The sequence below is a fragment of the Modicisalibacter radicis genome (genome assembly GCF_900961225.1).
Lineage (GTDB): Bacteria > Pseudomonadota > Gammaproteobacteria > Pseudomonadales > Halomonadaceae > Modicisalibacter.
This window is the reverse complement of the sequence record NZ_CAAHFN010000065.1, coordinates 275948-301762: the sequence shown is the minus strand read 5'-3', so window position 1 is coordinate 301762 and position 25815 is coordinate 275948. Positions and strand designations below refer to the sequence as shown.

The following is a 25815-nucleotide window of genomic DNA, read 5'->3' as shown; positions in this document are numbered from 1 at the left end:
ACCACGATGTCCATGCTTCAGGTATCCGTCTACCGCTACAACCCGGAAACCGACTCTGCGCCGTACATGCAGGAATTCCAGGTGGACACCCAGGGCCGAGACCTGATGGTCCTCAACGTCCTGGAGATCATCAAGCAGCAGGATAGCTCGATGGCCTATCGTCGCAGCTGCCGCGAGGGCGTGTGCGGCTCCGACGGGATGAACATGAACGGCACCAACGGCCTGGCCTGCGTCACGGCCATCTCCGACGTCACCAAGAACGGCAAGCTGGTGTTGCGTCCGCTGCCCGGGCTGCCGGTGGTTCGCGATCTGGTCGTCGACATGGGAATCTTCTACAAGCAGTACGAGCGCATTCAGCCGTACCTGCAAAACGACACGACCGCGCCGGCCATCGAGCGCCTGCAGTCGCCGGAGGAGCGCGACAAGCTCGACGGTCTCTACGAGTGCATCCTGTGCGCCTGCTGCTCGACCGCGTGCCCGTCGTTCTGGTGGAATCCGGACAAGTTCGTCGGTCCGGCAGGTCTGTTGCAGGCTTACCGGTTCCTCGCCGATTCGCGTGACACCGCGACCCGCGAGCGGCTTTCCGAGCTCGAGGATCCGTTCAGCGTGTTCCGCTGCCGTGGCATCATGAACTGTGTCGCCGTGTGTCCCAAGGGGCTCAACCCGACCCGCGCGATCGGCAAGATTCGCGAACTGCTGTTGGCGAATGCCACTTAAATCGGGGCGGGCGACTTGTTATCATTGGTCCCCGCTCCTGCCTGCGGCCGCGTGCCGCAGGCAGAGCCGGCCCAAGCGTCAAGAGCCGGTGCCCTGGGCACCGGCTCTTGACGGTCACGGCCACCGAATTGCGTGGGCGCCGCCCCGGCTACCCGTAGACATGAGTGACGCCGGAGCGTTATCGCATGCGGCGCCGACAACACCCCATCAGCGCAGGGTGACCTAGAGATGCAAGAAGGCATAATGGAGTTGATGTGGCGCACTTCCCATGTGAGCGGCGGCAACGCTCACTATGTCGAAGCGCTCTACGAACAGTACCTCGTCGATCCCAATGCGGTACCGGATGAATGGCGTAACTACTTCGACAAGTTACCGCGCCCGGAAGGCAGCCCCTCTCACGATGTTCCCCTCAGTCCCATCCGCGATCAGTTCTACCAGTTGGCGCAAAGCCGCCGCGGCACGGCGCCTGTCGCCGCCGTCGACAGCGGCGAGAACAAGAAGCAGGTCAAGGTCCTGCAACTGATCAACGCCTATCGCTTTCGGGGTCACCAGAAAGCCGATATCGATCCGCTCGGGCTGAGGAACCCGACGCCGGTGCCGGACCTCGAGCTGTCCTTCCACCAGCTGTCGCAAGCCGACATGGACACCGAGTTCCAGACCGGCTCGCTGTTCCTGGGCAAGGACACGGCGCCGCTCAAGGAGATCGTCGAGGCGCTGGAGAAGACCTACTGCCGCAGTATCGGCTGTGAATTCATGCACATCGTCGACACCGAAGAGAAGCGCTGGCTACAGCAGCGTTTCGAGTCGGTGCGCTCCAAGCCGAAATTCAGCGACGACGTTCGCATGCACATGCTCGAACGGTTGACCGCCGCGGAAGGACTGGAAAACTACCTGGCGTCCAAGTATCCGGGCACCAAGCGCTTCGGTCTGGAGGGCGGCGAGACGTTCATCCCGATGATGGACGAGATCATCCAGCGTGGCGGTGGTTACGGCACCAAGGAGATGGTCATCGGCATGGCCCACCGTGGGCGCCTCAACCTGCTGGTCAACATCCTCGGCAAGAGCCCCTCGGAGCTGATCGACGAGTTCGATGGCAAGAAGGTGATCGAGAAGGGCTCCGGCGACGTCAAGTATCACCAGGGCTTCAGTTCCAACGTGATGACCCCGGGCGGCGAGGTGCATCTGGCGCTGGCCTTCAACCCGTCGCACCTGGAGATCGTCGCACCGGTGGTCGAAGGCTCGGTACGCGCCCGCCAGGACCGCCGCGACGATGTCGAGGGCGACAAGGTTCTGCCGATCAACGTCCACGGCGATGCGGCACTGGCCGGGCAGGGCGTGGTCATGGAAACCTTCCAGATGTCGCAGACCCGGGCCTACAGGACCGGTGGCACGCTGCACATCGTGATCAACAACCAGGTGGGCTTTACCACCTCGCATCCTCAGGACACGCGTTCGACGGAATACTGCACCGACATCGCCAAGATGGTTCAGGCGCCGATCTTCCACGTCAACGGCGATGACGCCGACGCGGTCATTCACGCCACCCAGGTGGCGCTGGACTACCGTCAGCAGTTCCACAAGGACGTCGTCATCGATCTGGTCTGCTATCGTCGTCGCGGCCATAACGAGGCCGACGAACCGTCCGGTACCCAGCCGATGATGTACCACAAGATCAAGTCGCATAAGACGTCGCGGGCGCTCTACGCGCAGCGTCTGATCGAGGAGGGACTGCTCGACGAGGATCAGGCCAAGGCGCTCTCCGAGAAGTATCGCGAGGATCTGGCGGCCGGCAATCATGTGGCCAATGCGCTGGTCAAGCAGCCCAACACGGAACTGTTCGTCGACTGGACGCCCTACCTGGGCCACGAGTGGACGGGCGATGCCGACACCTCGATGGACATGAAGCGCATGCAGCAACTCGCGGCGCGCATGTGCGAGGTGCCCGATGGCATCCAGATGCAGCGCCAGGTGGCCAAGATCTACGAGGATCGTCGCAAGATGCTGGCCGGCGGCATGGCGCTCAACTGGGGCTTTGCCGAGACGCTGGCCTACGCCACGCTGCTCGACCAGGGCCATCCGGTGCGCCTGACCGGCCAGGACAGCGGCCGGGGAACGTTCTCGCATCGTCATGCGGTGGTGCATAACCAGAAGGATGGTTCCACCTATGTGCCGCTCGAGCATATTCGTGACGGGCAGCCACGTTTCACCATCCGTGATTCCTATCTCTCGGAAGAGGCGGTGGTGGCCTTCGAATACGGCTATTCCACCACCATGCCCAATGCGCTGGTGATCTGGGAAGCCCAGTTCGGTGACTTCTTCAATGGCGCCCAGGTCGTGGTCGATCAGTTCATCTCGTCGGGCGAATCCAAGTGGGGCCGTCTGTGCGGGTTGACCATGTTGTTGCCCCACGGCTACGAAGGCCAGGGGCCCGAGCACTCGTCGGCGCGTCTCGAACGCTTCCTGCAGCTGTGTGCCGAACACAACATGCAGGTCTGCGTGCCGACCACGCCGGCGCAGATCTATCATCTGCTGCGTCGCCAGGTGATTCGTCCGCTGCGCAAGCCGTTGATCGTGATGTCGCCGAAGAGTTTGCTGCGCCACAAGGAAGCGACTTCTACGCTGGAGGAACTGGCCAGCGGTCGCTTCAACATGGTGCTGGCCGATCAGGGCAAGCTCGAGGCCGACAAGGTCAAGCGGGTGGTGCTGTGTGCCGGCAAGGTCTACTACGACCTGGCCGCCTATCGTAGCGAGAACGAGCGCGAAGATACCGCGGTGGTGCGAATCGAGCAGCTCTATCCCTTCCCCAAGGAGGAGCTCTACGAGGCGCTCAAGGGCTACGGCAATCTCGAGCAGGTTGTCTGGTGTCAGGAAGAGCCGCTCAACCAGGGGGCCTGGTATCAGAGCCAGCACCACATGCGTGTGGTTGCCGACATGGTCAGCGAGGGCCTGGGGCGCGAGCTCAAGTTTGCCGGGCGTCCGGCATCCGCCGCACCGGCAGCCGGCTACATGTCCGTGCACGTTGAACAACAGCGCCAGCTGGTGAACGACGCCTTCAATGCCTGAGGCCTCATCACCGGGACGAGAGAGAACATACTAAGGAAACCAAATGGCTACCGAGATCAAAGCGCCCAGTTTTCCGGAATCCGTTGCCGAAGGCACGGTTGGCACCTGGCACAAGAAGCCCGGTGACAGTGTCGAGCGTGACGAACTGATCGTCGAAATCGAGACCGACAAGGTCGTCCTCGAGGTGGTGGCGCCGGAAGCCGGCACGCTGTCGGAGATCAAGGTCGAAGAGGGCGAGACCTGCGATTCCGAGCAGGTCCTGGGCATGCTCGGCGAGGCTCAGGAAAAAACCGCCGACGACGAGGCAGAGGCCAAGAGCGAGGACAAGCAGACGGACGCCAAGGCAGAGAAGCAGCCTGACGAGGCCAAGTCCGGCAAGTCCGAGAAGAAGGCCGAAAAGCCTGCCGCCTCGGGCAAGAGTCACGACGTCAAGGCGCCCTCCTTCCCCGAATCCGTGCAGGAAGGCACCGTGGCGACCTGGCACAAGAAGGTCGGTGAAGCGGTCAAGCGTGACGAGGTGCTGGCCGATATCGAGACCGACAAGGTGGTGCTCGAAGTGGTCGCTCCGGCCGATGGTGCGCTCTCCGAAATCAAGGTCGAGGAGGGCAGCCAGGTCGAGTCCGAGCAGGTCCTGGCTGTGTTTGCCGAAGGTGCCGGCGGTGAGGGCGACAGCGCCGATGGCGAGGCCGAGGCGAGCGAGTCGAAGGACGACGCTGGCGGCGACGAGAAGGTCGGCGACAAGATTCTCGCCCCGGCGGCGCGCAAGCTGGTCGCCGAGCACGATCTCGACGTCAACAAGATCGAAGGCACCGGCAAGGGGGGGCGCGTCCTCAAGGAAGACGTCCAGCGGGCCGTCAAGGAGGGCAGCGCCAAGAAAGCCGCCGACAAGCCGGCCGGCAGTGATACCACCAAGGCAGCCGCGACCGCGGCGGCGCCGGCCGTGGAAGGCGAGCGCCCCGAGAAGCGCGTGCCGATGAGTCGTCTGCGGCAGACCATCGCCAAGCGTCTGGTCCAGGCTCAGCAGACGGCGGCCATGCTGACCACCTACAACGAGGTGGACATGAGCGCGGTAATGGCGCTGCGTGCTCAGTACAAGGACACCTTCCTCAAGGCCCACGACACCAAGCTCGGCTTCATGGGCTTCTTCGTCAAGGCGGCCTCCGAGGCGCTCAAGCGCTTCCCGGACGTCAACGCCTCGATCGACGGTACCGACATCGTCTACCACGGTTATCAGGACATTGGCGTGGCGGTATCCACCGACCGCGGTCTGGTGGTGCCGGTGCTGCGTGATACCGACAGCATGAAGATCGCCGATGTCGAGAAGACCATCGTCGACTTCGGCAAGCGTGCACGGGCCGGCAAGCTCGGCATCGACGAAATGCAGGGTGGTACGTTCACCATCACCAACGGCGGTATCTTCGGCTCATTGATGTCGACGCCGATCATCAATCCGCCGCAGACTGCGATCCTGGGTATGCACAAGATTCAGGAGCGCCCCATGGCGGTCAATGGCAAGGTCGAGATACGTCCGATGATGTACCTGGCCGTGTCCTACGACCACCGTATGATCGACGGCAAGGATGCGGTGCAGTTTCTGGTGACCATCAAGGAACTGCTCGAGGATCCGGCACGCCTGCTTCTGGACGTGTGATTCGCCGCCAAGCCAAACAGGTTTATCTGACGAGATGGTGGGCGCTGTTCAGCCAGATTTCAGAGAAAACCGTAGACCGAACAGGAAGAGTACATGGCCGATAAATTTGATGTGATCGTCATCGGTGCGGGCCCCGGGGGCTATGTGGCCGCCATCCGCGCCGCCCAGTTGGGCCTCAAGACCGCCTGTGTCGAGAAGTGGGTCAACAAGGAAGGCAAGACCGTGCATGGCGGTACCTGCCTGAACGTGGGCTGCATTCCCTCCAAGGCGCTGCTCGAGACTTCGCACAAGTTCGTCGAGGCCCGCGACCATTACGCCGAGATCGGCATCGAAGTGGGCGACATTTCCGCCAACATCGCCAAGATGCTCGAATTCAAGGAGAGCGTCATCGCCAAGAACGTCGGCGGCATCAGTGCGCTGTTCAAGGCCAATGGCGTGACCGCGCTGGAAGGTGCCGGCAAGGTGCTTTCCAACAGCAAGGTCGAGGTGACCGGCCACGATGGCGAGAAGTCGACCTACGAGGCCGAGAACATCGTCATCGCTTCCGGTTCGGTGCCGGTTGAGATCCCGCCGACTCCGCTGACCGAGGGGCTGATCGTCGATTCCGCCGGCGCGCTGGAGTTCACCGAGGCGCCCAAGCGTCTGGGCGTGATCGGCGCCGGCGTCATCGGTCTCGAGCTGGGCAGCGTGTGGAGTCGCATGGGAAGTGAAGTCACCATGCTCGAGGCGATGGATTCCTTCCTGCCGATGGTCGATCAGGCGATCGCCAAGGAGACCCAGAAGCTGCTCGGCAAGCAGGGCCTGGACATCAAGCTGGGGGCTCGTGTCACCGGCTCCGAGGTCAAGGACGACGAAGTCGTCGTCAAGTATACCGACAGCGAAGGCGAGCAGGAGCAGACCTTCGACAAGGTGATCGTCTGTGTCGGCCGTCGCCCCTACACCCAGGGCATCCTCGACGACGATGCCGGAGTCAAGCTCGACGAGCGGGGCTTCATCTTCGTCGACGATCAGTGCCGCACCAGCGTGCCGGGCGTCTATGCCATCGGCGATTGCGTGCGTGGGCAGATGCTCGCTCACAAGGCCTCCGAAGAGGGCGTGATGGTGGCCGACGTCATCGCCGGCCACAAGGCGGAGATGAACTACGATGCGATCCCGTGCGTGATCTACACCGCGCCCGAGGTGGCCTGGGTCGGCATGAACGAACAGCAGGCCAAGGCCGAAGGGATCGAGGTCAAGACCGGTTCCTTCCCGTTCTCGGCCAATGGTCGGGCGCTCGCCAACAATGCCACCGAAGGCATGGCCAAGGTCATCGCGGATGCCGAAACCGACCGCATCCTCGGCGTGCACATCGTCAGCCAGCACGCCGGCGAGCTGATCGCTCAGGGTGTGATCGCCATGGAATTCGGCTCCAGCGCCGAAGATCTGGCGTTGACCTGCTATGCGCACCCGACGACATCGGAAGCGATACACGAAGCCGCCCTGGCGGTGGATGGCCATGCGATCCATATGGCCAACCGCAAGAAGCGCAAGTAAGCGGATCGCGTACTGCAGCAGGCGCCTGGCGAATATCCCCGGGCGCGTCGCTCCGGCATTGCCGGGCGAAAAGGGGTGGCCCGGTGATTATCTGAGAACGACCGGGCCACCGTTCGAGTCACATGCAACCAATGGCATGACACGATGAACCTTCATGAATATCAGGGCAAACAGCTGTTTGCCGATTACGGTTTGCCGGTGTCCAAGGGCTTCGCCGTGGACACCCCCAAGGAAGCTGCCGAAGCGTGCAAGAAGATCGGCGGCGACAAATGGGTCGTCAAGGCCCAGGTCCATGCCGGCGGCCGCGGCAAGGCCGGTGGCGTCAAGCTGATCAAGAGCCCGGAAGAAGCAAAGGCCTTCGCCGAGCAGTGGTTGGGCAAGAACCTGGTGACCTACCAGACCGACGAGAAAGGTCAGCCGGTCGCCAAGATCCTGGTCGAGAACCTGACCGACATCGCCACCGAGCTGTACCTGGGCGCCGTGGTCGACCGTGGCACCCAGCGCGTGGTGTTCATGGCTTCCACCGAGGGTGGTGTCGAGATCGAGAAGGTCGCCGAGGAAACCCCCGAGAAGATCCTCAAGGCCGAGATCGATCCGCTGGTCGGCGCTCAGCCGTACCAGGCGCGTGAACTGGCCTTTGCGCTGGGCCTCAAGGGCGACCAGATCAAGCAGTTCACCAAGATCTTCCTGGGCCTGTCCAGGCTGTTCCACGACAAGGACCTGGCACTGCTCGAGATCAACCCGCTGGTGATCACCGAGGAAGGCAACCTGCATTGCCTCGACGCCAAGATCAACCTGGACAGCAACGCCCTGTATCGTCACCCCGACCTGCAGGCGATGCGCGATCCTTCCCAGGAAGACGAACGCGAAGCTAACGCCCAGAAGTGGGAACTCAACTACGTGGCGCTGGAAGGCAACATCGGCTGCATGGTCAATGGCGCCGGGCTTGCCATGGGCACCATGGACATCATCAAGTTGAACGGCGGTCAGCCGGCCAACTTCCTCGATGTGGGTGGCGGTGCGACCAAGGAACGTGTCGCCGAGGCGTTCAAGATCATCCTCTCCGATACCTCCGTGAAGGCCGTTCTGGTCAACATCTTCGGTGGCATCGTGCGCTGCGACATGATTGCCGAGGGCATCATCGGTGCCGTCGAGCAGGTCGGGGTCAACGTGCCTGTCGTGGTGCGTCTCGAAGGTAACAACGCCGAGCTGGGTGCCGAGAAACTGGCCTCCAGTGGATTGAACATCATCGCTGCTAAAAGCCTGACCGACGCGGCCCAGCAAGTCGTCAAAGCAGCGGAGGGCAAGTAATGAGTATTCTGATCGACAAGAACACCAAGGTCATCTGCCAGGGCTTTACCGGTGGCCAGGGGACCTTCCACTCCGAACAGGCGATCGCCTACGGCACGCAGATGGTCGGCGGCGTGACGCCGGGCAAGGGCGGCCAGGAGCATCTGGGCCTGCCGGTGTTCAACACCGTCAAGGAAGCCGTCGACAAGACCGGCGCCGAGGCCTCGGTCATCTACGTCCCGGCACCTTTCTGCAAGGACTCGGTTCTCGAAGCCGCCAATGCCGGCATCAAGCTGATCGTGTGCATCACCGAGGGCATTCCCACGCTCGACATGCTCGACGTCAAGGTCAAGTGCGATGAACTGGGCGTGCGTCTGATCGGGCCGAACTGCCCGGGCGTCATCACGCCGGGCGAGACCAAGATCGGCATCATGCCGGGCCACATCCACCAGCCGGGCCGGGTGGGTATCGTGTCGCGTTCCGGCACCCTGACCTACGAAGCGGTCAAGCAGACGACAGATCATGGTTTCGGTCAGTCCAGCTGTGTAGGGATCGGCGGCGACCCGATTCCGGGCTCCAACTTCATCGACATCCTCGAGCTGTTCGAGAAGGATCCGCAGACCGAGGCGATCGTCATGATCGGCGAAATCGGCGGCACCGCGGAAGAAGAAGCGGCGGCCTATATCAAGGCCAACGTCAGTAAGCCGGTGGTCGCCTACATTGCCGGTGTAACAGCGCCTCCGGGCAAGCGCATGGGTCATGCCGGCGCGATCATTGCTGGCGGCAAGGGCACGGCGGACGAGAAATTCGCCGCGCTCGAGGCAGCCGGCGTCAAGACCGTGCGTTCGTTGGCCGAGATCGGCGACGCACTCAAGGAAGCCACTGGCTGGTAAGGCAAGTCTTCCCGCAATGAGAGGGGCGCCCGGCGGGCGCCCTTTTTTTGTCCCTCCCCGAAGTCTCGTCCTATTCCCGGTAACATCCTCTCCCCATTCCAATATCTGGCGACCTCCCGCGAAGTATTAGATCGCGTACGCCTTGGCGGGGTTACTTGTTTAATGTCTATCTCAAGCGATGGATTAATTGCTTGATCATGATCCCCTGGGGTTAATAACTATTTAACAATGTCGCTCTTGAGGGATTTTAAAAGGCATGCATTAAGTTGCTCGCAAAAGCTCCGTATAAGAAAAATAACCCTGTAATTTCCTTTAAAAAAAACTAGCATGTCCTACATTGAAAACGTGAATATACGTTTCGTTACACGACAGAAATCTTGAATAACACAAGATGTTGTTCGTAACTGGTTGATAACGAAAAAATTTATGGCGAGGGGGTGGTGCGACCCGCCAGGGCGGTAGCGTGGCCAAGAATCAAGCCCGTGCCACGCCCTCGAGATGATTCTTGAAGCATGGCCCGTGGGTCCAGTTGTGCCACGTTGCCGTATGTCCGGACTGGAAAGCCAGGCCACAGCTTTCAATGAGCCAACGCAGACTGATAGGTCTCGACTTGCAGGTAAACAGCAGGAGTAAAAACAAATGGTTTCGACAAAAAAGCGCCTGCCAAGGCAGTGGGGATTGCCGCTGTTAGGCATAGCGGCCGTAATGTGGCTTTCGGCATGCGCCATGGCTCCCGGTGGACAGATCCCTTACGAGACGGAAGCGGATCCCCTCGACGATGCCGTCAAGGTGGAACCCATCACCATCGATCTGGTCAAGGCGATGCGTCCGACAGCCAGACCCGGTGTCGTTTCATTGACGGCATCCGGCGAGGATATGCCTGGCGTTCCCATCGAGTACGATTACCGTATCGGCCGCGGCGATGTACTGAACGTGATCGTCTACGATCACCCGGAGCTGACCATCCCCGCCGGCAGCGAGCGTAGCGCCGAAGAGTCGGGCAACGTCGTCCATTCCGATGGGACCATCTTTTACCCCTATATCGGTCAGATCAAGGTTGCGGGCCGCACCGTAAAGGAGGTGCGTTCCGAGATACAGCGTCGGTTGTCTGGCTATATCGCCGAGCCGCAGGTCGATGTGAAGGTGGCCGCGTTCAACGCCCAGAAAGTCTATGTAACCGGCCAGGTCACCGAGCCGGGGGTATTCCCCGTGACCAATGTGCCTGTGCGGGTACTCGACGTACTCAGCGAAGCCGGTGGCCTGACCGCAGAGGCCAATTGGCATGACGTGATACTGAGCCGGGATGGCAGTGACACTCATATTTCAGTGTTCGACATGCTGTCGAATGGCGATATAGACCAGAATGTTCAGCTCAGAGATGGCGATGTCCTCCATGTGCCGGATATCGGCAACCAGCAGATATATGTCATGGGCGAGGTCAACGAACCGGCCGCCTTCCCCATGGCCAACGGCCAGTTCTCGCTCACCAACGCCATCGCGAGGGCGGGGGGTATCCGGGAAGAGAGTGCGGATGCTTCGGGAATATTCGTGATTCGTGGCAACCCGGAGCCTAGCGACACCTTCGCAACCGTCTATCAGTTGAATGCCAAGAATGCGGCCGCGCTGGTGCTCGGGGCACAATTCATGCTCCAGCCTGCAGATGTCGTCTATGTCACGGCCGCGCCGGTTTCGCTCTGGAACCGCGTCCTCAACCAGATACTTCCGTCGCTCACCACGCTTTATCAAGCCACGGAAATCCAAGAAAACTTCGAATGATTCAATTTTCCCGGCTTCTCGTGATCTGTACGGGCAATACCTGCCGGAGCCCGGTGGCAGCCGCGCTGCTCCGGGCTCGGCTACCGAGCCTGGCCATCGAATCCGCAGGATTGGGGGCGCTCGTGGGGCACGGTGTCGAGCCGACGGCTCGGGGGCTGGCCGAAAGGGAGGGGCTCGACGTCGACTTGCACCGAGCCCGACAGGTGACTCAGGAGATGATCCAGCGAGCCGACCTGGTGCTGGTCATGAGCGAGAACCAGCGGCTTGCAATAGCCAAGCTGGACCCCGCATCGATTGGCAAGACCCTGTTGCTGGGGCGTTGGTTGGCAACAGACGGCAAGGGACAAGAGATCCCCGACCCGTATCGTAAAAGTCACGAAGTCTTCGAGTACGTACATGGCCAACTGGTACGTGCCGCCGATGCCTGGCAGAAGAAACTAGGCTGAAAATTAACGGTAAGCTTGCCACTGCAGCAGGTAACTAGCGATGTCTCAGAACCTTCATTCCCATGCAATACAAGACAACGACGAAATCGACCTGGGGCGTCTGTACGGAGTGCTGATCGACCATAAAGGGACAATCGCCAGCATTACAGTCATGTTTGCCATTGCGGGAGCGAGCTATGCACTACTGACGGATCCCATCTATCAGGCGGATGCCCTGGTCCAGGTCGAAAAGGCGGCATCCAAGAACCCGTTGGCCGATGTAACCAGCCTGCTGGGCGAGGAACCCCCCTCCGAATCAGAGATCGAGATCATTCGCTCGCGTATGGTGCTAGGGCGGGCGGTGGATATACTGAATCTCGATCTGCTGGTTGAACCCGTACGCTTTCCGGTTATCGGCGATTTTCTGACGCGCATAGGGATCGAAAGACCAGACTCGATGTTCGTCAGTTTCCTGGATGGCATTGGTCTGCAGCAGTCCACTCCAGGCCAGAAGGGATGGAAATATACCTGGGCAGGGGAAACGATCGACGTCAAGTCGATGCCTGTAACGGACGCTTATCTCAATGAAACGTTTACCGTCACGGTGCGCGACGAAAATAGCTACACTCTCAGTTACGACGATAAGGTTCTGGGCGAGGGGCAGGTTGGCACTTCCAGCGATTTCCTTGGTGGGGATATAAGCATTCTGATCGGGTCGATAAGCGCACCGCCTGGAGCTGCCTACGAACTTACTCACGTACCTCGCCTGATGGCGATTAATGATCTGAGAAGAAATTTAAGTATCAATGAACAAGGACAGAAGACAGGGATACTCAACTGGGGATTGACCAGCCCGGATCCGATGCTGGCGGAAAAGACACTGGCCACCATCGCTGATATTTACGTCTCGCAGAATATTCAACGCCAGTCACAGGAAGCGCGTAACAGCTTGAATTTCCTGGATAGTCAGGTGCCTGCGGTACGGGATGAGTTGCGTCTCGCGGAAGATAGCCTGAATACATATCGCACGGAAAGAGACAGTGTTGATCTGTCCCTGGAAACGCAGTCGATACTGGAACGCCTGGTCAACCTCGAATCCCAACTCAACGAGCTGCAGTTTTCCGAAGCCGAAATATCCCGGCGCTTTACCCCGAGTCATCCGACCTATGCTGCGCTTCTTGAGAAGAAGAGGCAGCTGCAGAGCGAACGTGAAAACCTGGAAAGTAAAATAGATGGCTTGCCAGCGACCCAGCAAGAGGTGCTGCGCCTGCAGAGGGATGTCGCTGTCAACCAGGAAATTTACGTGCAGCTGCGGAACAAGGTACAGGAAATGCAGATTGCTGAAGCGAGTACAGTTGGTAACGTTCGTATTCTGGACGAAGCAAAAGTACTTCCCAATCCGGTAAAACCGGACAAGGGGCTGATAGTCATTTTGGCAGCTCTGCTTGGTGGAATGCTGGCGGTTGGCTTGGTATTGCTGCGTGCGGCGCTCAATCGTGGTGTAGAAACACCGGACCAACTAGAGCAGCTGGGTTTGCCAGTATATGCCACGGTGCCGCTTTCCGAAGAGCAGGCAAAACTCAATCGCCGCGTCAAGCGTACCAACGGGCATGCGCATTCCGTTGCGATTGGGCTTCTAGCCGAGCGTAACCCGGCCGATACAGCGGTCGAGGCTCTACGTAGCCTACGCACGAGCCTGCATTTTGCCATGCTGGAAGGCAGTGATAATCGCCTGATGATTACCGGACCAAGCCCCGCCATAGGGAAAAGTTTCATTTGCGTCAATCTGGCGTCAGTGTGCGCTCAAGCCGGACAGCGTGTACTAATCATCGACGGTGACATGCGCAAAGGGCATATACACACTTTATTCGGAGAGACGTCTGAAGGTGGGCTGAGTGAAATATTGGCAGGCCGACTTTTACTGGAAGACTCGGTCCGCCCTGTCGGGAATGTAGAAAACCTGTATTACCTGTCACGCGGTGTCGCCCCGCCTAATCCTTCTGAACTGCTGGTGACTTCTACATTCAAGGCACTACTTGAAGAAGCCAGTGAGCGATACGACCTGGTGATTGTGGATTCTCCTCCTGTGCTCGCGGTTACTGACGCGACTATCATTGGAAAAAACGTAGGAACTTCACTCATGGTGGCTCGCTTCCAGCTAAATCCGCCCAAGGAGATAAAGCTCGCCGTACGTCGCCTGGAAACCGGCGGAGTTACCGTTAAAGGGGCCGTTCTCAACGCGATGGAGCGAAAAGCCGCCACCGCTTATGGATATGGATACTACAACTATACCTATGGCAGTGCGGTAACTCGTACATAACGGTATTCCAGTAGAGTCCGTCTGACAAGCTTGTTTCTATATTGAAGCAGTGTGCCGAAAAGATGCTGTTAAATTTCGATGGGGCTGTTGTGATATATGACTGTCATTGTTGACGAAAACCGCGGAAAGAAGATTTTTCAGGCCGTGATGAAATATTCTCTCTTCAAGCTGCACCCTCGCTCTAGGGAGGAAGTCGCTATTGTACGAGATGGGCAGTGTATGGAAAAAAAAGTATCAGTTTTGTTTATAGCGACAAAGCCATTGCAAATAATGATGGCCATGGTGATCAGAGATGGATTTAAAACTCCAGTTGAATGCCATCTCCATGTTGTGCTTGATTTTTTAAATGCCGACGATATTTCTAAGCGTATAAAAAGCCATGATGATGGCTGGAAAAGCGTAACTGATTTCCCAACGCGTCAAGCTGCAATAGCAGGAAGTACAGGTAAAGGCTATAGCAAGATATTCTTAGATTCTGATGTTGGCGTTAGAAACTATATAAGCTTGAATGAAATAAAGAGGAGCCAGCCTGATGTGACGCTGTCAGTTTATGAAGAGGGCTGCGGGACCTACCAGGATAATTACTATCCGGCACTCAAAGCAGCTTTGCTGAGATTGTTGGGGATCGGTGAAAGATTGGGAGGTTGCCGACTAACGGATGAACTGTGGATATATGAAAAGTATGAATACTTGAGTGTTTTTCCGCGTTCCAAAGTCTTGATTGAAGAAATAGATCAGTCACTGCTCTGTTTTATCAAAGAGAACACGGATGTATTGAATAAAATATTCCTGGCAGAAAATCTGAATGTCGCCGAGAATATAAGTAGCGAAAATTGTATTGTTTATCTTTCCAGTTGGGAAGTCGATAGAAGAGCTATCGCATCATTGCAAGAAAAACTGGAAGATTGCTATGTCAAGCTGCATCCACACATAAGAGAATTTGATGCAAGTTTTGCCCAAGGTTTTACAAGGCTAGTACCTGCTTCGATACCGGCAGAGATGTTGATAATGGAACTTGCCAAGCTATACATGCACATTGTTATTTATCATCATGATAGTAGTGTTGAAAGATATATGGATCTGAATAATGTGGAGTATATTAATCTTGGGTGACTGGTATATAAAAAACGATGACTGTGGCTGGTTTAATGCATGGATGGTTATTTTAAAGGTTTAAAATATTCAGGAGCAATGCGGCATCATGAAATGTATCTACATTTTCTCCTTTTCATTCGAAAGCGGTGGTGCCGCAATAGCCGCCAAAAAATTTGCCAATCTGGCCAAAGAGTTTTCCACGGTTACGTGTGTGACTCCCACGTCAGTAGCAAAAATGGATGATGGTGGATTCAGCTGGCAGATTGTGGGAGGCAAGCTGTCCAACAAGGTACATTTCATAAAGCGTATCGTTTCATATCTGGCGCTTAAATTGTTTAAAGACGACAATGTGGCAAAGCATTCGCTGAATATTTTTTCTTCTTCCTTGTTTGTCAAGCAGATGCGCAAGGCGTCTAAGGAAAATGCAGTTTGCAATCTACACTGGGTTAATAATGACTGTATTAGTGTTTTCAAGCTTGATGAATTACCGCCTAGAACGATAATCACCCTTCATGATGAATGGCTTTATTGCGGTGCGGAGCATTACTACCCACTAAATGATAGCGCAGAAATGTTCAGTACAGGCTATTCATACTGGGCTAAGGGGGTGAGAGGGATAAACTGGAACTGGCTGGTCTGGAAAATAAAATATAGAAAGCTGAGACTCCGCAATGATCTGGTGATTACAGTGCCCTCTGTATGGATGTATGAACGGGCCAAAAGGAGTCTTATGCTACGCAATCTTAGAATCGAATTGCTCCCCAACCCAATTGAAACAAGCGTGTTTTCACCGCTCGCAAGTGGAGATGTGCTCGGTAACAGGCAAGAGTTTGGCGTTGACGAGGGCGAAGTGGTTATTGCGATTGGGGCGGTGGGTGGCAATAGGAATCGTATAAAGGGATTTGGTTTGTTGGAAAAGGCTTTGGAAAAGCTTTCGGAAAAAGCATCCATCAAATCTTGTGTGAAGATAATTTCCTTCGGCGGTGACCATGTGGGGGAAGGTGAGTTTGGTGGCTTTAGAATTCGCTATTTGGGGAAAATAAATGATGCATCAAAGCTCAGGCGTATTTATGCGATAGCAGATTTTGTCGTTGTACCTTCGTTCGTCGAATCCTTTGGCCAGGTGGCAGCCGAGGCTCTTTCATGTCAGACACCGGTAGTAGCGTTCCGCTGTTCGGGATTGCAGGATATTGTAATAAATAAAGAAAACGGGCTTCTGGCAGAACCCTTTAGCACTGATTCGCTGGCTATACGTATGCAGGAAATGATTTTAATGCCGCGTGTTGCTCGGGAAGAAATGGGGTTAAACGGTCGTCATCACGTTAGCACCAAGTTCTCGCCAGACGCGGTCAGAATGCGTTACCAAGAAATCGTATCTTCTATTTGCCAATGACGGGTATATGATTTAATGGACAAGATACCGAAGAAAGCGTTGATTACTGGTGTTACGGGGCAGGACGGCTCGTATCTGGCAGAATTCCTGCTGGAAAAAGGTTACGAGGTTCACGGTATAAAACGCCGAGCCTCACTTTTTAACACTCAACGTGTCGATCATATATACCAGGACCCTCATGCCAGCCACAAGAGATTCGTCTTACACTATGGGGATCTCACTGATTCGTCAAACCTGATAGGACTTATCCAAAAAATACAACCCGATGAGATATATAACCTTGGCGCCCAGTCACATGTGGCGGTCAGCTTTGAATCGCCTGAATATACAGCTGATGTCGATGCCTTGGGCACTTTGCGACTGCTGGAAGCGATACGTTTATTAGGCTTGGAGAAAAAAACGCGTTTCTACCAGGCGTCGACATCAGAGTTGTTTGGTCAGGTTCAAGAGATACCCCAGCGGGAAACGACACCATTCTATCCGCGCTCGCCCTACGCGGTGGCCAAGCTTTATGCCTACTGGATGACGATCAACTATCGTGAGTCCTATGGTATCTATGCTTGTAATGGGATTCTGTTCAATCATGAATCGCCACGTCGTGGGGAGACATTCGTTACACGCAAGATTACTCGTGGTCTAGCCAATATAGCTCAAGGGCTCGAGTTCTGCTTGTATATGGGTAATATGGATGCCTTGCGGGACTGGGGGCATGCCAAGGATTATGTTCAAATGCAGTGGTTGATGCTACAGCAGGAGGCCCCCGATGACTTTATAATTGCTACCGGAAAGCAAATTTCGGTTCGCGATTTTATTCATATGAGTGCAGTCGAGCTGGGTATTGTTTTACGCTTTGAGGGGGTGGGTGTCGATGAAAGGGCTGTTGTGGATTGTGTTGTTGGTGACAAGGCTCCGTCACTTTCTCCGGGAGATATAATAGTGCGTGTGGACCCTCGCTATTTTAGGCCCACAGAAGTTGAAACGCTACTTGGCGATCCTGAAAAAGCCAAGTTGAAATTGAACTGGGAGCCGAAAATAACGGTACAGAGCATGTGTGCCGAAATGGTGGCTGAAGATCTCAAGACGGCCCAAAAATTCGCTCTACTCAAGAAATATGGTTTTGAAATGCCTGTGGCGATGGAGGGGTGAACATGTTCGAACAGAAGGTGTTTGTTGCCGGCCACCAAGGAATGGTGGGGAGAGCGATTATAAACTGCTTAGCGAAATGTGGGTACGCAAATATAATAACCGCCGATCGCTCGCAGCTTGACTTGACGCGGCAGAGTCAGGTCGAAGAGTTCATGAGCGATCATCAAGTAGACCAAATATATTTGGCGGCGGCCAAGGTAGGAGGTATACATGCCAATAGTATCTATCCAGTAGAGTTCTTGTATGATAATTTAATGATAGAAATGAATGTTATTTCTGCCGCACACACAGCTAACGTCTCACGATTGCTGTTTTTGGGATCTTCATGCATTTATCCCAAAATGGCAGAACAGCCCATGGCTGAGGAAGCGCTCTTGACCGGCTCCCTGGAACCTACGAATGAACCCTATGCGGTTGCGAAAATAGCCGGAATAAAATTATGCGAGAGCTATACCCGGCAATATGGAAGGGACTATCGAAGTGTCATGCCGACCAGCCTCTACGGGCCGAACGATAATTTTCATCCCGAAAATTCACACGTTATCCCCGCTCTTTTGCGTCGTTTCCATGAAGCCAAACAACAAGGCGATCCTGAAATTGTTATTTGGGGGAGTGGTCAACAACGACGTGAGTTTATGTATGTCGAGGACATGGCCGCTGCCTGTGTGCATGTCATGGAACTGGAACACTCCATCTACAAGGCGCATACCCAGCCCTTGATGTCGCATATCAACATTGGAAGTGGGGTCGATTGCTCGATCAGGGAGCTGGCTTATACCGTTGCTCGAGTGGTGGGTTTTGAAGGTGAGTTGATCTTCGATGATGACAAACCCGATGGCGCTCCCAGAAAACTGCTGGACGTATCTCGTTTACAATCCATGGGCTGGCGGGCGAATGTTACGCTGGAGGATGGCCTGCACATGACTTACCGCTGGTTTCTCGAGAATCAAGGTAGTTATAGGACGTAACGTCAGCCAGTAGCGATGACGATGACATTCACGCAGGATTTTCCGACCAAGGTGAAACCATGATCACGCCTGTTATTCTGGCTGGAGGTAGCGGCTCGAGACTATGGCCGCTGTCCAGACAACGGCACCCCAAGCAGTTTCTCTCGCTTTTCGGCGAAGCGAGCATGCTGCAGGAGTCCTTGAAACGTCTGGCTCCCTTGCGGTGCCGCCCGCCTGTCGTCATCTGCAACGAAGAACACCGCTTCCTGGTCGCGGATCAGCTGCGTCAACTGGGCATCGACAACGCCTGCATCATTCTGGAACAAGAGGGGCGTAACACCGCACCCGCGATTGCCCTGGCGGCCCTTCGCGTTCTGGAAGACAACGCCGATTCTGTCCTGCTGGTGCTGGCTGCCGATCATGTCATCGAGGATGTTGCTGAGTTCCACAAGAGCATCGAGCGCGCACGGCTGCTGGCCGCTGAAGGCGACCTGGTGACCTTCGGCGTCGTCGCCGGACACGCCGAGACCGGCTATGGCTATATACAGCGGGGCGCCGCGAATGGTGAATATGGATATGGCGTCAAGCGGTTCGTGGAGAAGCCCGACAGGGAAACCGCCGAAGATTATCTGGCTACGGGGGATTATTACTGGAATAGCGGCATGTTCATGTTTCAGGCGCAACGCTATCTCGATGAGCTGGAGACGCTCGAGCCCGAGATTGCCCACACCTGCCGCGCGGCAATCAGAGGTGCACATCGGGATCTCGACTTCATCCGTCTGGACCAGGAGGCCTTCAAGCGCTGCCCGGCGAACTCCATCGATTATGCCGTCATGGAACGTACCCAGCACGCCAGTATGGTTCCATTGGATGCGGGGTGGAGTGATGTCGGCTCCTGGTCTTCACTGTGGCAAGTGGGTAATCAGGATAGCCAGGGTAATGTCACTCATGGCGATGCACTCTACCACGATGCAAAAAACCTTCTCGTCCATGCCGACCATCGCCTGGTGGCCGCGGTGGGTGTCGATGATCTGATCATCGTCGAAACCAAGGACGCCGTACTCGTCGCTCACAAGGATCACGTTCAGGATGTCAAGAAAATCGTCGAGCAGTTAAAGATTGAGGATCGTAGTGAGTTCAAGAGCCATAGAGAGGTTCATCGTCCCTGGGGGGTTTATGATTCGATAGATCATGGTGCGCGCTACCAGGTAAAGCACATTACCGTGAAGCCCGGCGCCAAGCTTTCCGTGCAAATGCATCACCACCGTTCGGAACATTGGGTCGTGGTTTCCGGAAGTGCCAGGGTCACGGTGGCCAGCAAGACTTATATTGTTTCCGAAAATGAGTCGACCTATATACCGATCGGTCAGGTTCATGCCCTGGAAAATCCCGGAAAGATCCCTCTTGAGTTGATAGAAGTCCAGTCGGGGTCCTACCTGGGCGAGGATGATATCGTTCGTCTCGATGACCGCTATGGACGCTGCCAATGAACAAGCCAAGAATTTCCATAATTACAGCTAGCTTCAACAGTGAAAAGACCATCGGCGACGCCATTGCCAGCCTGAAGTGCCAGTCTTGGCCCGAAATAGAGCATGTGGTCATCGATGGCGCATCACGTGATGCGACGGTCGCTATTGCGCGTCAGACGCTGGCGGCCAGCGACATTCTGGTCTCCGAGCCGGACAGGGGCATCTTCGACGCCTTGAACAAGGGGTTGTCGAAGGCTAGTGGCGACGTGGTGGGCTTTTTGAATTCCGACGATCTGTTGGCGGATAGTCAGGTATTGAGCAAGGTGGCTGCCTGCTTCGCGGATCCTGAAATTGGCGCGGTTTATGGTGATCTTCAGTATGTCAGTGCCGGTGACCCCGAAAAAGTCATACGCCACTGGAGGTCCGGCGCCTTTGAGCGGAATAAGCTCCGGCGGGGCTGGATGCCGCCGCATCCGACCTTTTTCATGCGTCGCGAGCTTTACCGGTTGCTGGGAGGGTTCGACGAGACTTATCGCATTGCCGGCGATTATGAAGCCCTGCTTCGCTACTTGAAACATGAAGCCTTGCAAATTCGCTACTTACCTGAGGTGCTCGTCAAGATGCGTCTAGGGGGCGCCAGTAACGGCAGCTTGAAGGCCGTTGTGAACAAGTCCCGTGAAGACTATCGAGCCATGCGGAAAAACGGCATAAATCCGTTTTTGGCCTTGCCTTGCAAGAATCTATCCAAGATACCTCAATTCTTCTGAACCGCGCTCGGCAATTACAAACCTGCAGCTGGCCTAATCGATAAGCCATCCAAACCTGCAATAGGCGATCAAGATGCTGAATACTCCCTTTTCACCCTGGCCCTGCTTTACCGAGCAGGAAGCCGATGCCGTGCGCCGCGTTCTGCTTTCCAACAAGGTCAACTACTGGACGGGGAGCGAGGGCCGCTCCTTTGAAAGGGAGTTCGCCGAGGCTACAGGCAGCGAGTTCGCGATAGCCGTTGCAAATGGCACAACGGCGCTTGATCTGGCCCTCAAGGGGCTGGGAATCGGCGTCGATGATGAGGTCCTGGTCACTTCCAGAACATTCCTCGCTTCGGTTTCCAGTATCGCCATTGCCGGAGCCACGCCCGTTTTCGTCGATGTCGATCGGGATACGCAAACTATTTCTCCGCGAGCCGTCGTGGAGGCGATTACGCCGCGTACCCGGGCCATCATTGCCGTTCATCTGGCGGGCTGGCCCTGCGAGATGGACTCGCTCATGGCGATTGCCGCTCAATACGATCTGTACTTGATAGAAGATTGCGCCCAGGCCCATGGTGCGCGTTACAAGGGGCGCAGTGTCGGGTCGCTCGGGCATGTGGGCTGCTGGTCATTCTGTCAGGACAAGATCATTTCCACGGGGGGCGAGGGAGGAATGGTCACCACCAGCGACGCCGCTCTCTGGAAGCGCATGTGGGCCTACAAGGATCATGGCAAGAGCTGGGACGCCGTCTACGAGCGTTCCCATCCGCCAGGCTTTCGTTGGCTTCATGAAAGCTTTGGGACCAATTGGCGCTTGACCGAGATGCAATCGGCCATTGGCCGCATCCAACTGGCACGCTTACCGGAATGGACTCGGCAGCGTCAGGCGAATGCGCGGCAAATCTGGGATTGTGCAGGTCGATGTCGGGGGTTGCGCGTGCCACACGTTCCCGAGCATATAGATCACGCGGCTTACAAGTGCTACGTGTTCGTGGAGCCGCAAGTCCTCGATGCAGGGTGGTCGCGAGATCGTATCGTTGCCGAGCTCAATGAGCGGGGCGTCCCCTGCTACGCCGGTTCCTGCTCCGAGGTCTATCGGGAGAAAGCCTTCGAGGGGACGGGCTGGCGGCCGGTACTGCCGCTGCCGATTGCCGGCGAGCTGGGCGAAACCAGCTTGATGTTTCTGGTGCACCCGACCCTGACGAACGAGGAGATCGCCAAGACTTGCGATACTCTTGACAAGATTATGTGTCAAGCAATTAGGTAAACATTCGATTTTTTTATATGGCTAAGAGCATTATAAGGCTTTTGGTACTAGGCCCACTCCCTGCTGTTAAGCTATTTCATCCGATATTGATAGTTGGTAATTATATAGGCGAAATATAGCCATGCCCATGAAAAGAATTGACGTGATTTTCTTTTTGATAGTCGGGTCTATAGCTTTTGTAAATGCTTTTTTCATTCACCGTGTCGACATGATGGAGACGGTGGTTTTTTTTATGATAGCCCTGAGCTCGACAGCTGTTATTTTCCTTTATCGACAAAAGGGGGCGACACTGCTGAAGCTGTTCTTTCTTTTCAGTTTTCTGTTTTTCGGATTTGTCCCTCCGTTGGAGCTTTATTATAATGAAATCTATTGGGGCGGGAGGCAGTTTGGTAGAACCGATTACGCTTATGCAGGTGTATTGGTTTTGGTTTTCAATATAGTTGTTTTTGTTAGTTACCTAATATCAAATAGATCCAGCATGTTGTCATCCGCGAACGACGTTAGGTTGGCCAAGGAAGCCAGAACTTCCTTGAGCTGGTTGCAAATAGCGATGCTTTTGCTGGTAACTCTAGCTTCACTGTTTCTCATATTGTATATGAACAACTTTAATATCTATTCGTTAGTATTTCGTGGCGGAGATTTGGTGGAACGGCGAAGCTTGGATACAGTGTATTCTTCATTGATGTATGGCTTTTTTGTGCGATTTATTCCAATTGCTACTGCAATCGTAATGTTGTTCACGGTCAGGAATTTTTACACACTTAAAGCTATTTTTCTATTCGTGGGGGTCTTGTCTGCCTTCCCGACAGGCTTGGCGAGGCTATCTGTCCCGACATATTATTTTCCAATTTTATTCTTCTTTTTTCCAGTTTTGATTAAAAATAATAGAGTTCCTTTGATGGTTGCCTTGGGAATAATATTTATATTTCCTTTTCTCGAGGGCTTTAGAAAGTATTCATCGAACAGTGATCTGGCATATTCTCTGGATTATAAATTTCTTTTGGCTGGCCACTTTGATGCATTCCAGAATTTCACAAGAATCATTGGTTTGGATTTTGTGTCTTATGGATACCAGTTATTAGGTGCGTTGTTTTTTTATATACCTAGAGGCATCTGGCCATCGAAACCGGTAGGTACCGGCCATGTACTGGCCGAAACAGCCAATTATAATCTAAAAAATATCTCGGCTACATGGTATGCAGAAGGGTGGGCCAACTTTGGCTTCCTGGGGGCGTTAGCTTTTTCTGTCCTGATAGGAACCGTTATGGCCAAGTTGGATCGGAAGTATTGGCTAGGTGATCCTGGGCCGTTTTATAAGATAATATACCTGGTTTTGCTAGGCTATATATTTTTCCTGTTGCGAGGGGATTTGATGTCGGGAACTGCCTTCTTGATTGGCGCATTAATGTCTATTGCTGTCCCTTATTTAATAATCCGCAAGATAAAAATATAAGACGATTAGTAACCATGAGTGTTTCCAGGAATGCCAGTTGTTTTCAAAAGTATATTGTTATCTAGGCTTGTGATCCGCATCGTGGCTCGGGATTGTATATTGGCTGATATTGCTAATGGTGTCATGTGTAGTATAGGGGCCAGAATGGCCACTTGTAGCAAATTGCGCCTGCTGACCGAAAAAAGCATGCATGACGTTATGGAGGGTTGTTGCCTTTCACTGCCAGGCTGTGTCATTTTGCGGATCCTTGGGTATAAGGCAGCGTGTAATATAGTCGCTGGAAAAGTTCTGCTAGTCATAAGTACTTAACCCCCAGCCATCCTGTGAAGGTGGCGTTTTTACTAAGCGATTTTATATATAAGCGCCCCTCTAGCCAATGGTCAATGCCTGACTGAAAGCTTTCCCCGAAGATGTTGTCGACCAGTATGATGGTGGCTTCAAAATAGCCCGCTTGTCTCGGGTTTATCTCTATTCTTGATATCAGGGTGGCATCGCTATCGGTGTTGAACTCTCTGTTTTTCCATTGCTCTTTGTCTTTTACGGCGTAAAGTAATAAGGTGGATTTTTTTGCCATTCGGAAAGGTTGTTTGTAAGCCCAGAATTTAGTTATTCTTGCGTATTTTGGCAGCTTTAATTTGATTTCTTTGAATTCAGATGTGGCATCGTTTTTTCCATAAGTCAGTATTTTTTCCGTCAACCCTTCCGAGAGGCCATAACCAAATTCTGTATACGAAGAGCTTTCGTTGTAAATAAAGTTGTCGTTGTCTTTTTTATAAGCTCCTCCGGTTGAAGCGTGAGGCGATGAAATTTCGACACTACCTGTAAGCTTCTGGTCATAAGCCCCATGATAGGGAGTGGATGATTCTCTTTCGTAGCGAAGCCCTGCACAGTTATGTGCAAATACCGAAGACATACCGCCTTGGTCTGGATTGGCAGACAGGTTGAATGTGGGGTGCTGCCGTATAACACCTGAACCATAAGAAAAAATAACATTTTGCAATGTCGCATTGATTTTTCCTGCATAATGCAACAAGTCTATTTCTTTCCCGCCCGAGTTGATTTGGATATCGTTCAGGGTTAAATTCAACGCCCTGCTATAGTTGGCGCGTGTCGAATAATCTTCCTTACACACCGACCGGCCGTAGCCTGCACTGCGACACTCCCAGCGACTGGATTGAAATGTTATTTTTCCTGAATACCAAAGATTCTTTGCAGACTCAGGGTAGCACCAGGAATAAAACAACCCACGACCTATATAACTGCCGCCGATAACTTTTATCTCACCGCCTGCTTCATCGCGTATCAGTGTGTATTTTTCGTTACTGACATCGTTTTCCATGTCGCTGTCGAGAAATGTGGTATTGACTGCTTGAAGGTTGTTGTTAAGAAATGATGTTTGGCAGTTCCTGAATTTACAGTTGAAATATAAGGTTTCGGATGCCCAGCCGTGAGTGCTACCGTCAAATGGATTGGCTGTTGTCGTCATGGCGCCGATACGAAAGTCTCTGAGTTCTACGCGTTCAAAAAAATTTTTCCAATTAGGAGTACCCACAGCTAGAGAGGAAGATATTGCGATGCCTACGGATGAACCTGCCACCTCGTCTCGTATCTGTATATTCCTCATCATGCTACCGCTGGAGGGCCCGTCGTAAAGAAAAGCATTCTTACCCAGTGTTCCTCCCCGTTTGGGGTCGTTTCTGAAAATAATTTCCGTTCTACGATGGGAAGACAGGCCTTCAATCCAACTCATCGAACGGCTTTTAATAATACTCGTTTCAGAAATGACGAAGCGGATACTTGAAAGATATAGAGGGACTCCGAGGTTTTCCGCTGCCTGTTTCGCTGCCAAGAATTTTGTTGTTTGGTCTTCCGTCAGACTATCCTTGAGGCCGTACCACTCGGAATATACGGCGCCTTGACAGCGACGCTTGAAGCGACCAGACGATGCATTACCAAAGACCAGTCCGCCATCCTCGGGGTCTGTGCTCTCGGCGGCCCAGTAAAATTCGCCCCCGGTGGTCTGGTCATCAATAAGTTCATTGCCAACGTTGACTGTCTGGCCGCTAATCATTTTTTCTGTATTTAACGTTGCCAACGAAGTCATGCTTTTGAGGTGAATAATACGATGGTTCAGTGCTTCGTCTAGATTTTGCACGCCGGTGGCCGTTATTACTGTTAACGACCCTGCTTCATTAATATCGAAAAATTGAATTTGTAGCCTTTGTTCTAGAGTTTGGCTGCGCACGTACATCTCATACTTTCCATTTGGCGCTGAAAATCTTATGAGACCCTCGTTAGTGGAGTCGAATGGGTTTTTCAGCTCCCCGTTATATTCATCCTTTAGGCCTTGTGCTAAACGGCTCGTGCCCCACTCATAAATGTATACGGTCGCCTTGCTTAGCGATGGGCCGTCACTTTGTTGGGTGAAGAAAGTCTTTAACTCCATGGCTATACCTTATCTTTGGAAGCTTTGTTTTCGGCGTTTAACATTCGCTATGAGCTGGGCTGCTTTAGGGAGAGTGTTAGAAAGGTTTTCTCCGGCATTGAGTAGTGGCTTCCAGCTTCATAGGATTAAAGCAACCCTAGCTATTCATCCTAATGCATGGGGTGTTTCAAAGCTACTAATGC

General features: G+C 54.3%; 18 protein-coding genes. 17 read left to right on the top strand and 1 reads right to left on the bottom strand.

Annotated elements, in window-relative coordinates:
• The first annotated feature begins 6 nt into the window (after window positions 1-6).
• From HR9077_RS12015 to HR9077_RS11935, 17 genes are all read left to right on the top strand, one after another.
• Window positions 7-717, top strand: a complete 711-nt coding sequence (locus HR9077_RS12015; protein ID WP_136067226.1) for a succinate dehydrogenase iron-sulfur subunit — start codon at window positions 7-9, stop codon at window positions 715-717.
• A 228-nt stretch (window positions 718-945) separates the two neighbouring features.
• On the top strand, window positions 946-3780 hold the full coding sequence (locus HR9077_RS12010) for a 2-oxoglutarate dehydrogenase E1 component (RefSeq protein WP_136067225.1): 2835 nt from the start codon (window positions 946-948) through the stop codon (window positions 3778-3780).
• A gap of 43 nt (window positions 3781-3823) precedes the next feature.
• Window positions 3824-5431, top strand: a complete 1608-nt coding sequence (gene odhB, locus HR9077_RS12005; protein ID WP_136067224.1) for a 2-oxoglutarate dehydrogenase complex dihydrolipoyllysine-residue succinyltransferase — start codon at window positions 3824-3826, stop codon at window positions 5429-5431.
• Between the two features lie 93 nt (window positions 5432-5524).
• Window positions 5525-6964, top strand: a complete 1440-nt coding sequence (gene lpdA, locus HR9077_RS12000; RefSeq protein ID WP_136067223.1) for a dihydrolipoyl dehydrogenase — start codon at window positions 5525-5527, stop codon at window positions 6962-6964.
• Window positions 6965-7108: 144 nt separating this feature from the next.
• Window positions 7109-8275, top strand: a complete 1167-nt coding sequence (gene sucC, locus HR9077_RS11995; RefSeq protein WP_136067222.1) for an ADP-forming succinate--CoA ligase subunit beta — start codon at window positions 7109-7111, stop codon at window positions 8273-8275.
• Window positions 8275-9147, top strand: a complete 873-nt coding sequence (gene sucD / locus HR9077_RS11990; RefSeq protein ID WP_136067221.1) for a succinate--CoA ligase subunit alpha — start codon at window positions 8275-8277, stop codon at window positions 9145-9147. The genes sucC and sucD overlap by 1 nt, the downstream gene beginning before the upstream one ends.
• A 639-nt stretch (window positions 9148-9786) precedes the next feature.
• Complete coding sequence (locus HR9077_RS11985; protein ID WP_136067220.1) at window positions 9787-10923, top strand: polysaccharide export protein; 1137 nt, start codon at window positions 9787-9789, stop codon at window positions 10921-10923.
• The gene (locus HR9077_RS11980; protein ID WP_136067219.1) at window positions 10920-11369 is read left to right on the top strand and encodes a low molecular weight protein-tyrosine-phosphatase; all 450 of its coding nucleotides are present in this window, start codon (window positions 10920-10922) and stop codon (window positions 11367-11369) included. The genes HR9077_RS11985 and HR9077_RS11980 overlap by 4 nt, the downstream gene beginning before the upstream one ends.
• Window positions 11370-11409: 40 nt before the next feature.
• Window positions 11410-13668 (top strand): polysaccharide biosynthesis tyrosine autokinase, encoded by a 2259-nt coding sequence (locus HR9077_RS11975; protein WP_136067218.1) that lies wholly within the window; start codon window positions 11410-11412, stop codon window positions 13666-13668.
• Between the two features lie 219 nt (window positions 13669-13887).
• Window positions 13888-14781, top strand: coding sequence for a polysialyltransferase family glycosyltransferase (locus tag HR9077_RS11970; protein ID WP_168380938.1), 894 nt, complete (start codon window positions 13888-13890; stop codon window positions 14779-14781).
• Between the two features lie 88 nt (window positions 14782-14869).
• A complete protein-coding gene (locus HR9077_RS11965) occupies window positions 14870-16156 on the top strand; it encodes a glycosyltransferase (protein ID WP_136067216.1) in 1287 nt (428 codons plus the stop codon).
• A 15-nt stretch (window positions 16157-16171) separates the two neighbouring features.
• A complete protein-coding gene (gene gmd, locus HR9077_RS11960; RefSeq protein WP_136067215.1) occupies window positions 16172-17302 on the top strand; it encodes a GDP-mannose 4,6-dehydratase in 1131 nt (376 codons plus the stop codon).
• Between the two features lie 2 nt (window positions 17303-17304).
• The gene (gene fcl / locus HR9077_RS11955) at window positions 17305-18270 is read left to right on the top strand and encodes a GDP-L-fucose synthase (protein ID WP_136067214.1); all 966 of its coding nucleotides are present in this window, start codon (window positions 17305-17307) and stop codon (window positions 18268-18270) included.
• A gap of 59 nt (window positions 18271-18329) precedes the next feature.
• On the top strand, window positions 18330-19739 hold the full coding sequence (locus HR9077_RS11950; protein ID WP_136067213.1) for a mannose-1-phosphate guanylyltransferase/mannose-6-phosphate isomerase: 1410 nt from the start codon (window positions 18330-18332) through the stop codon (window positions 19737-19739).
• Window positions 19736-20485 (top strand): glycosyltransferase family 2 protein, encoded by a 750-nt coding sequence (locus HR9077_RS11945; RefSeq protein WP_136067212.1) that lies wholly within the window; start codon window positions 19736-19738, stop codon window positions 20483-20485. The genes HR9077_RS11950 and HR9077_RS11945 overlap by 4 nt, the downstream gene beginning before the upstream one ends.
• A gap of 73 nt (window positions 20486-20558) precedes the next feature.
• Entirely contained in the window at window positions 20559-21734 is a 1176-nt protein-coding gene (locus HR9077_RS11940) for a DegT/DnrJ/EryC1/StrS family aminotransferase (RefSeq protein ID WP_136067211.1), read from the top strand.
• Between the two features lie 121 nt (window positions 21735-21855).
• Window positions 21856-23187, top strand: coding sequence for a hypothetical protein (locus tag HR9077_RS11935; RefSeq protein ID WP_136067210.1), 1332 nt, complete (start codon window positions 21856-21858; stop codon window positions 23185-23187).
• 295 nt (window positions 23188-23482) lie between these two features.
• Here the strand turns inward: HR9077_RS11935 and HR9077_RS11930 are convergent, their stop codons facing one another.
• Entirely contained in the window at window positions 23483-25633 is a 2151-nt protein-coding gene (locus tag HR9077_RS11930) for a hypothetical protein (protein ID WP_136067209.1), read from the bottom strand.
• Between the last annotated feature and the right edge of the window lie 182 nt (window positions 25634-25815).

Excerpts from the sequence above, each read along its gene's own strand:
- HR9077_RS12015 (WP_136067226.1), top strand. The coding sequence starts at position 7 with ATGTCCATGCTTCAGGTATCCGTCTACCGCTACAACCCGGAAACCGAC.
- HR9077_RS12010 (WP_136067225.1), top strand. The coding sequence starts at position 946 with ATGCAAGAAGGCATAATGGAGTTGATGTGGCGCACTTCCCATGTGAGC.
- odhB (WP_136067224.1), top strand. The coding sequence starts at position 3,824 with ATGGCTACCGAGATCAAAGCGCCCAGTTTTCCGGAATCCGTTGCCGAA.
- lpdA (WP_136067223.1), top strand. The coding sequence starts at position 5,525 with ATGGCCGATAAATTTGATGTGATCGTCATCGGTGCGGGCCCCGGGGGC.
- sucC (WP_136067222.1), top strand. The coding sequence starts at position 7,109 with ATGAACCTTCATGAATATCAGGGCAAACAGCTGTTTGCCGATTACGGT.
- sucD (WP_136067221.1), top strand. The coding sequence starts at position 8,275 with ATGAGTATTCTGATCGACAAGAACACCAAGGTCATCTGCCAGGGCTTT.
- HR9077_RS11985 (WP_136067220.1), top strand. The coding sequence starts at position 9,787 with ATGGTTTCGACAAAAAAGCGCCTGCCAAGGCAGTGGGGATTGCCGCTG.
- HR9077_RS11980 (WP_136067219.1), top strand. The coding sequence starts at position 10,920 with ATGATTCAATTTTCCCGGCTTCTCGTGATCTGTACGGGCAATACCTGC.
- HR9077_RS11975 (WP_136067218.1), top strand. The coding sequence starts at position 11,410 with ATGTCTCAGAACCTTCATTCCCATGCAATACAAGACAACGACGAAATC.
- HR9077_RS11970 (WP_168380938.1), top strand. The coding sequence starts at position 13,888 with ATGGAAAAAAAAGTATCAGTTTTGTTTATAGCGACAAAGCCATTGCAA.
- HR9077_RS11965 (WP_136067216.1), top strand. The coding sequence starts at position 14,870 with ATGAAATGTATCTACATTTTCTCCTTTTCATTCGAAAGCGGTGGTGCC.
- gmd (WP_136067215.1), top strand. The coding sequence starts at position 16,172 with ATGGACAAGATACCGAAGAAAGCGTTGATTACTGGTGTTACGGGGCAG.
- fcl (WP_136067214.1), top strand. The coding sequence starts at position 17,305 with ATGTTCGAACAGAAGGTGTTTGTTGCCGGCCACCAAGGAATGGTGGGG.
- HR9077_RS11950 (WP_136067213.1), top strand. The coding sequence starts at position 18,330 with ATGATCACGCCTGTTATTCTGGCTGGAGGTAGCGGCTCGAGACTATGG.
- HR9077_RS11945 (WP_136067212.1), top strand. The coding sequence starts at position 19,736 with ATGAACAAGCCAAGAATTTCCATAATTACAGCTAGCTTCAACAGTGAA.
- HR9077_RS11940 (WP_136067211.1), top strand. The coding sequence starts at position 20,559 with ATGCTGAATACTCCCTTTTCACCCTGGCCCTGCTTTACCGAGCAGGAA.
- HR9077_RS11935 (WP_136067210.1), top strand. The coding sequence starts at position 21,856 with ATGCCCATGAAAAGAATTGACGTGATTTTCTTTTTGATAGTCGGGTCT.
- HR9077_RS11930 (WP_136067209.1), bottom strand. The coding sequence starts at position 25,633 with ATGGAGTTAAAGACTTTCTTCACCCAACAAAGTGACGGCCCATCGCTA.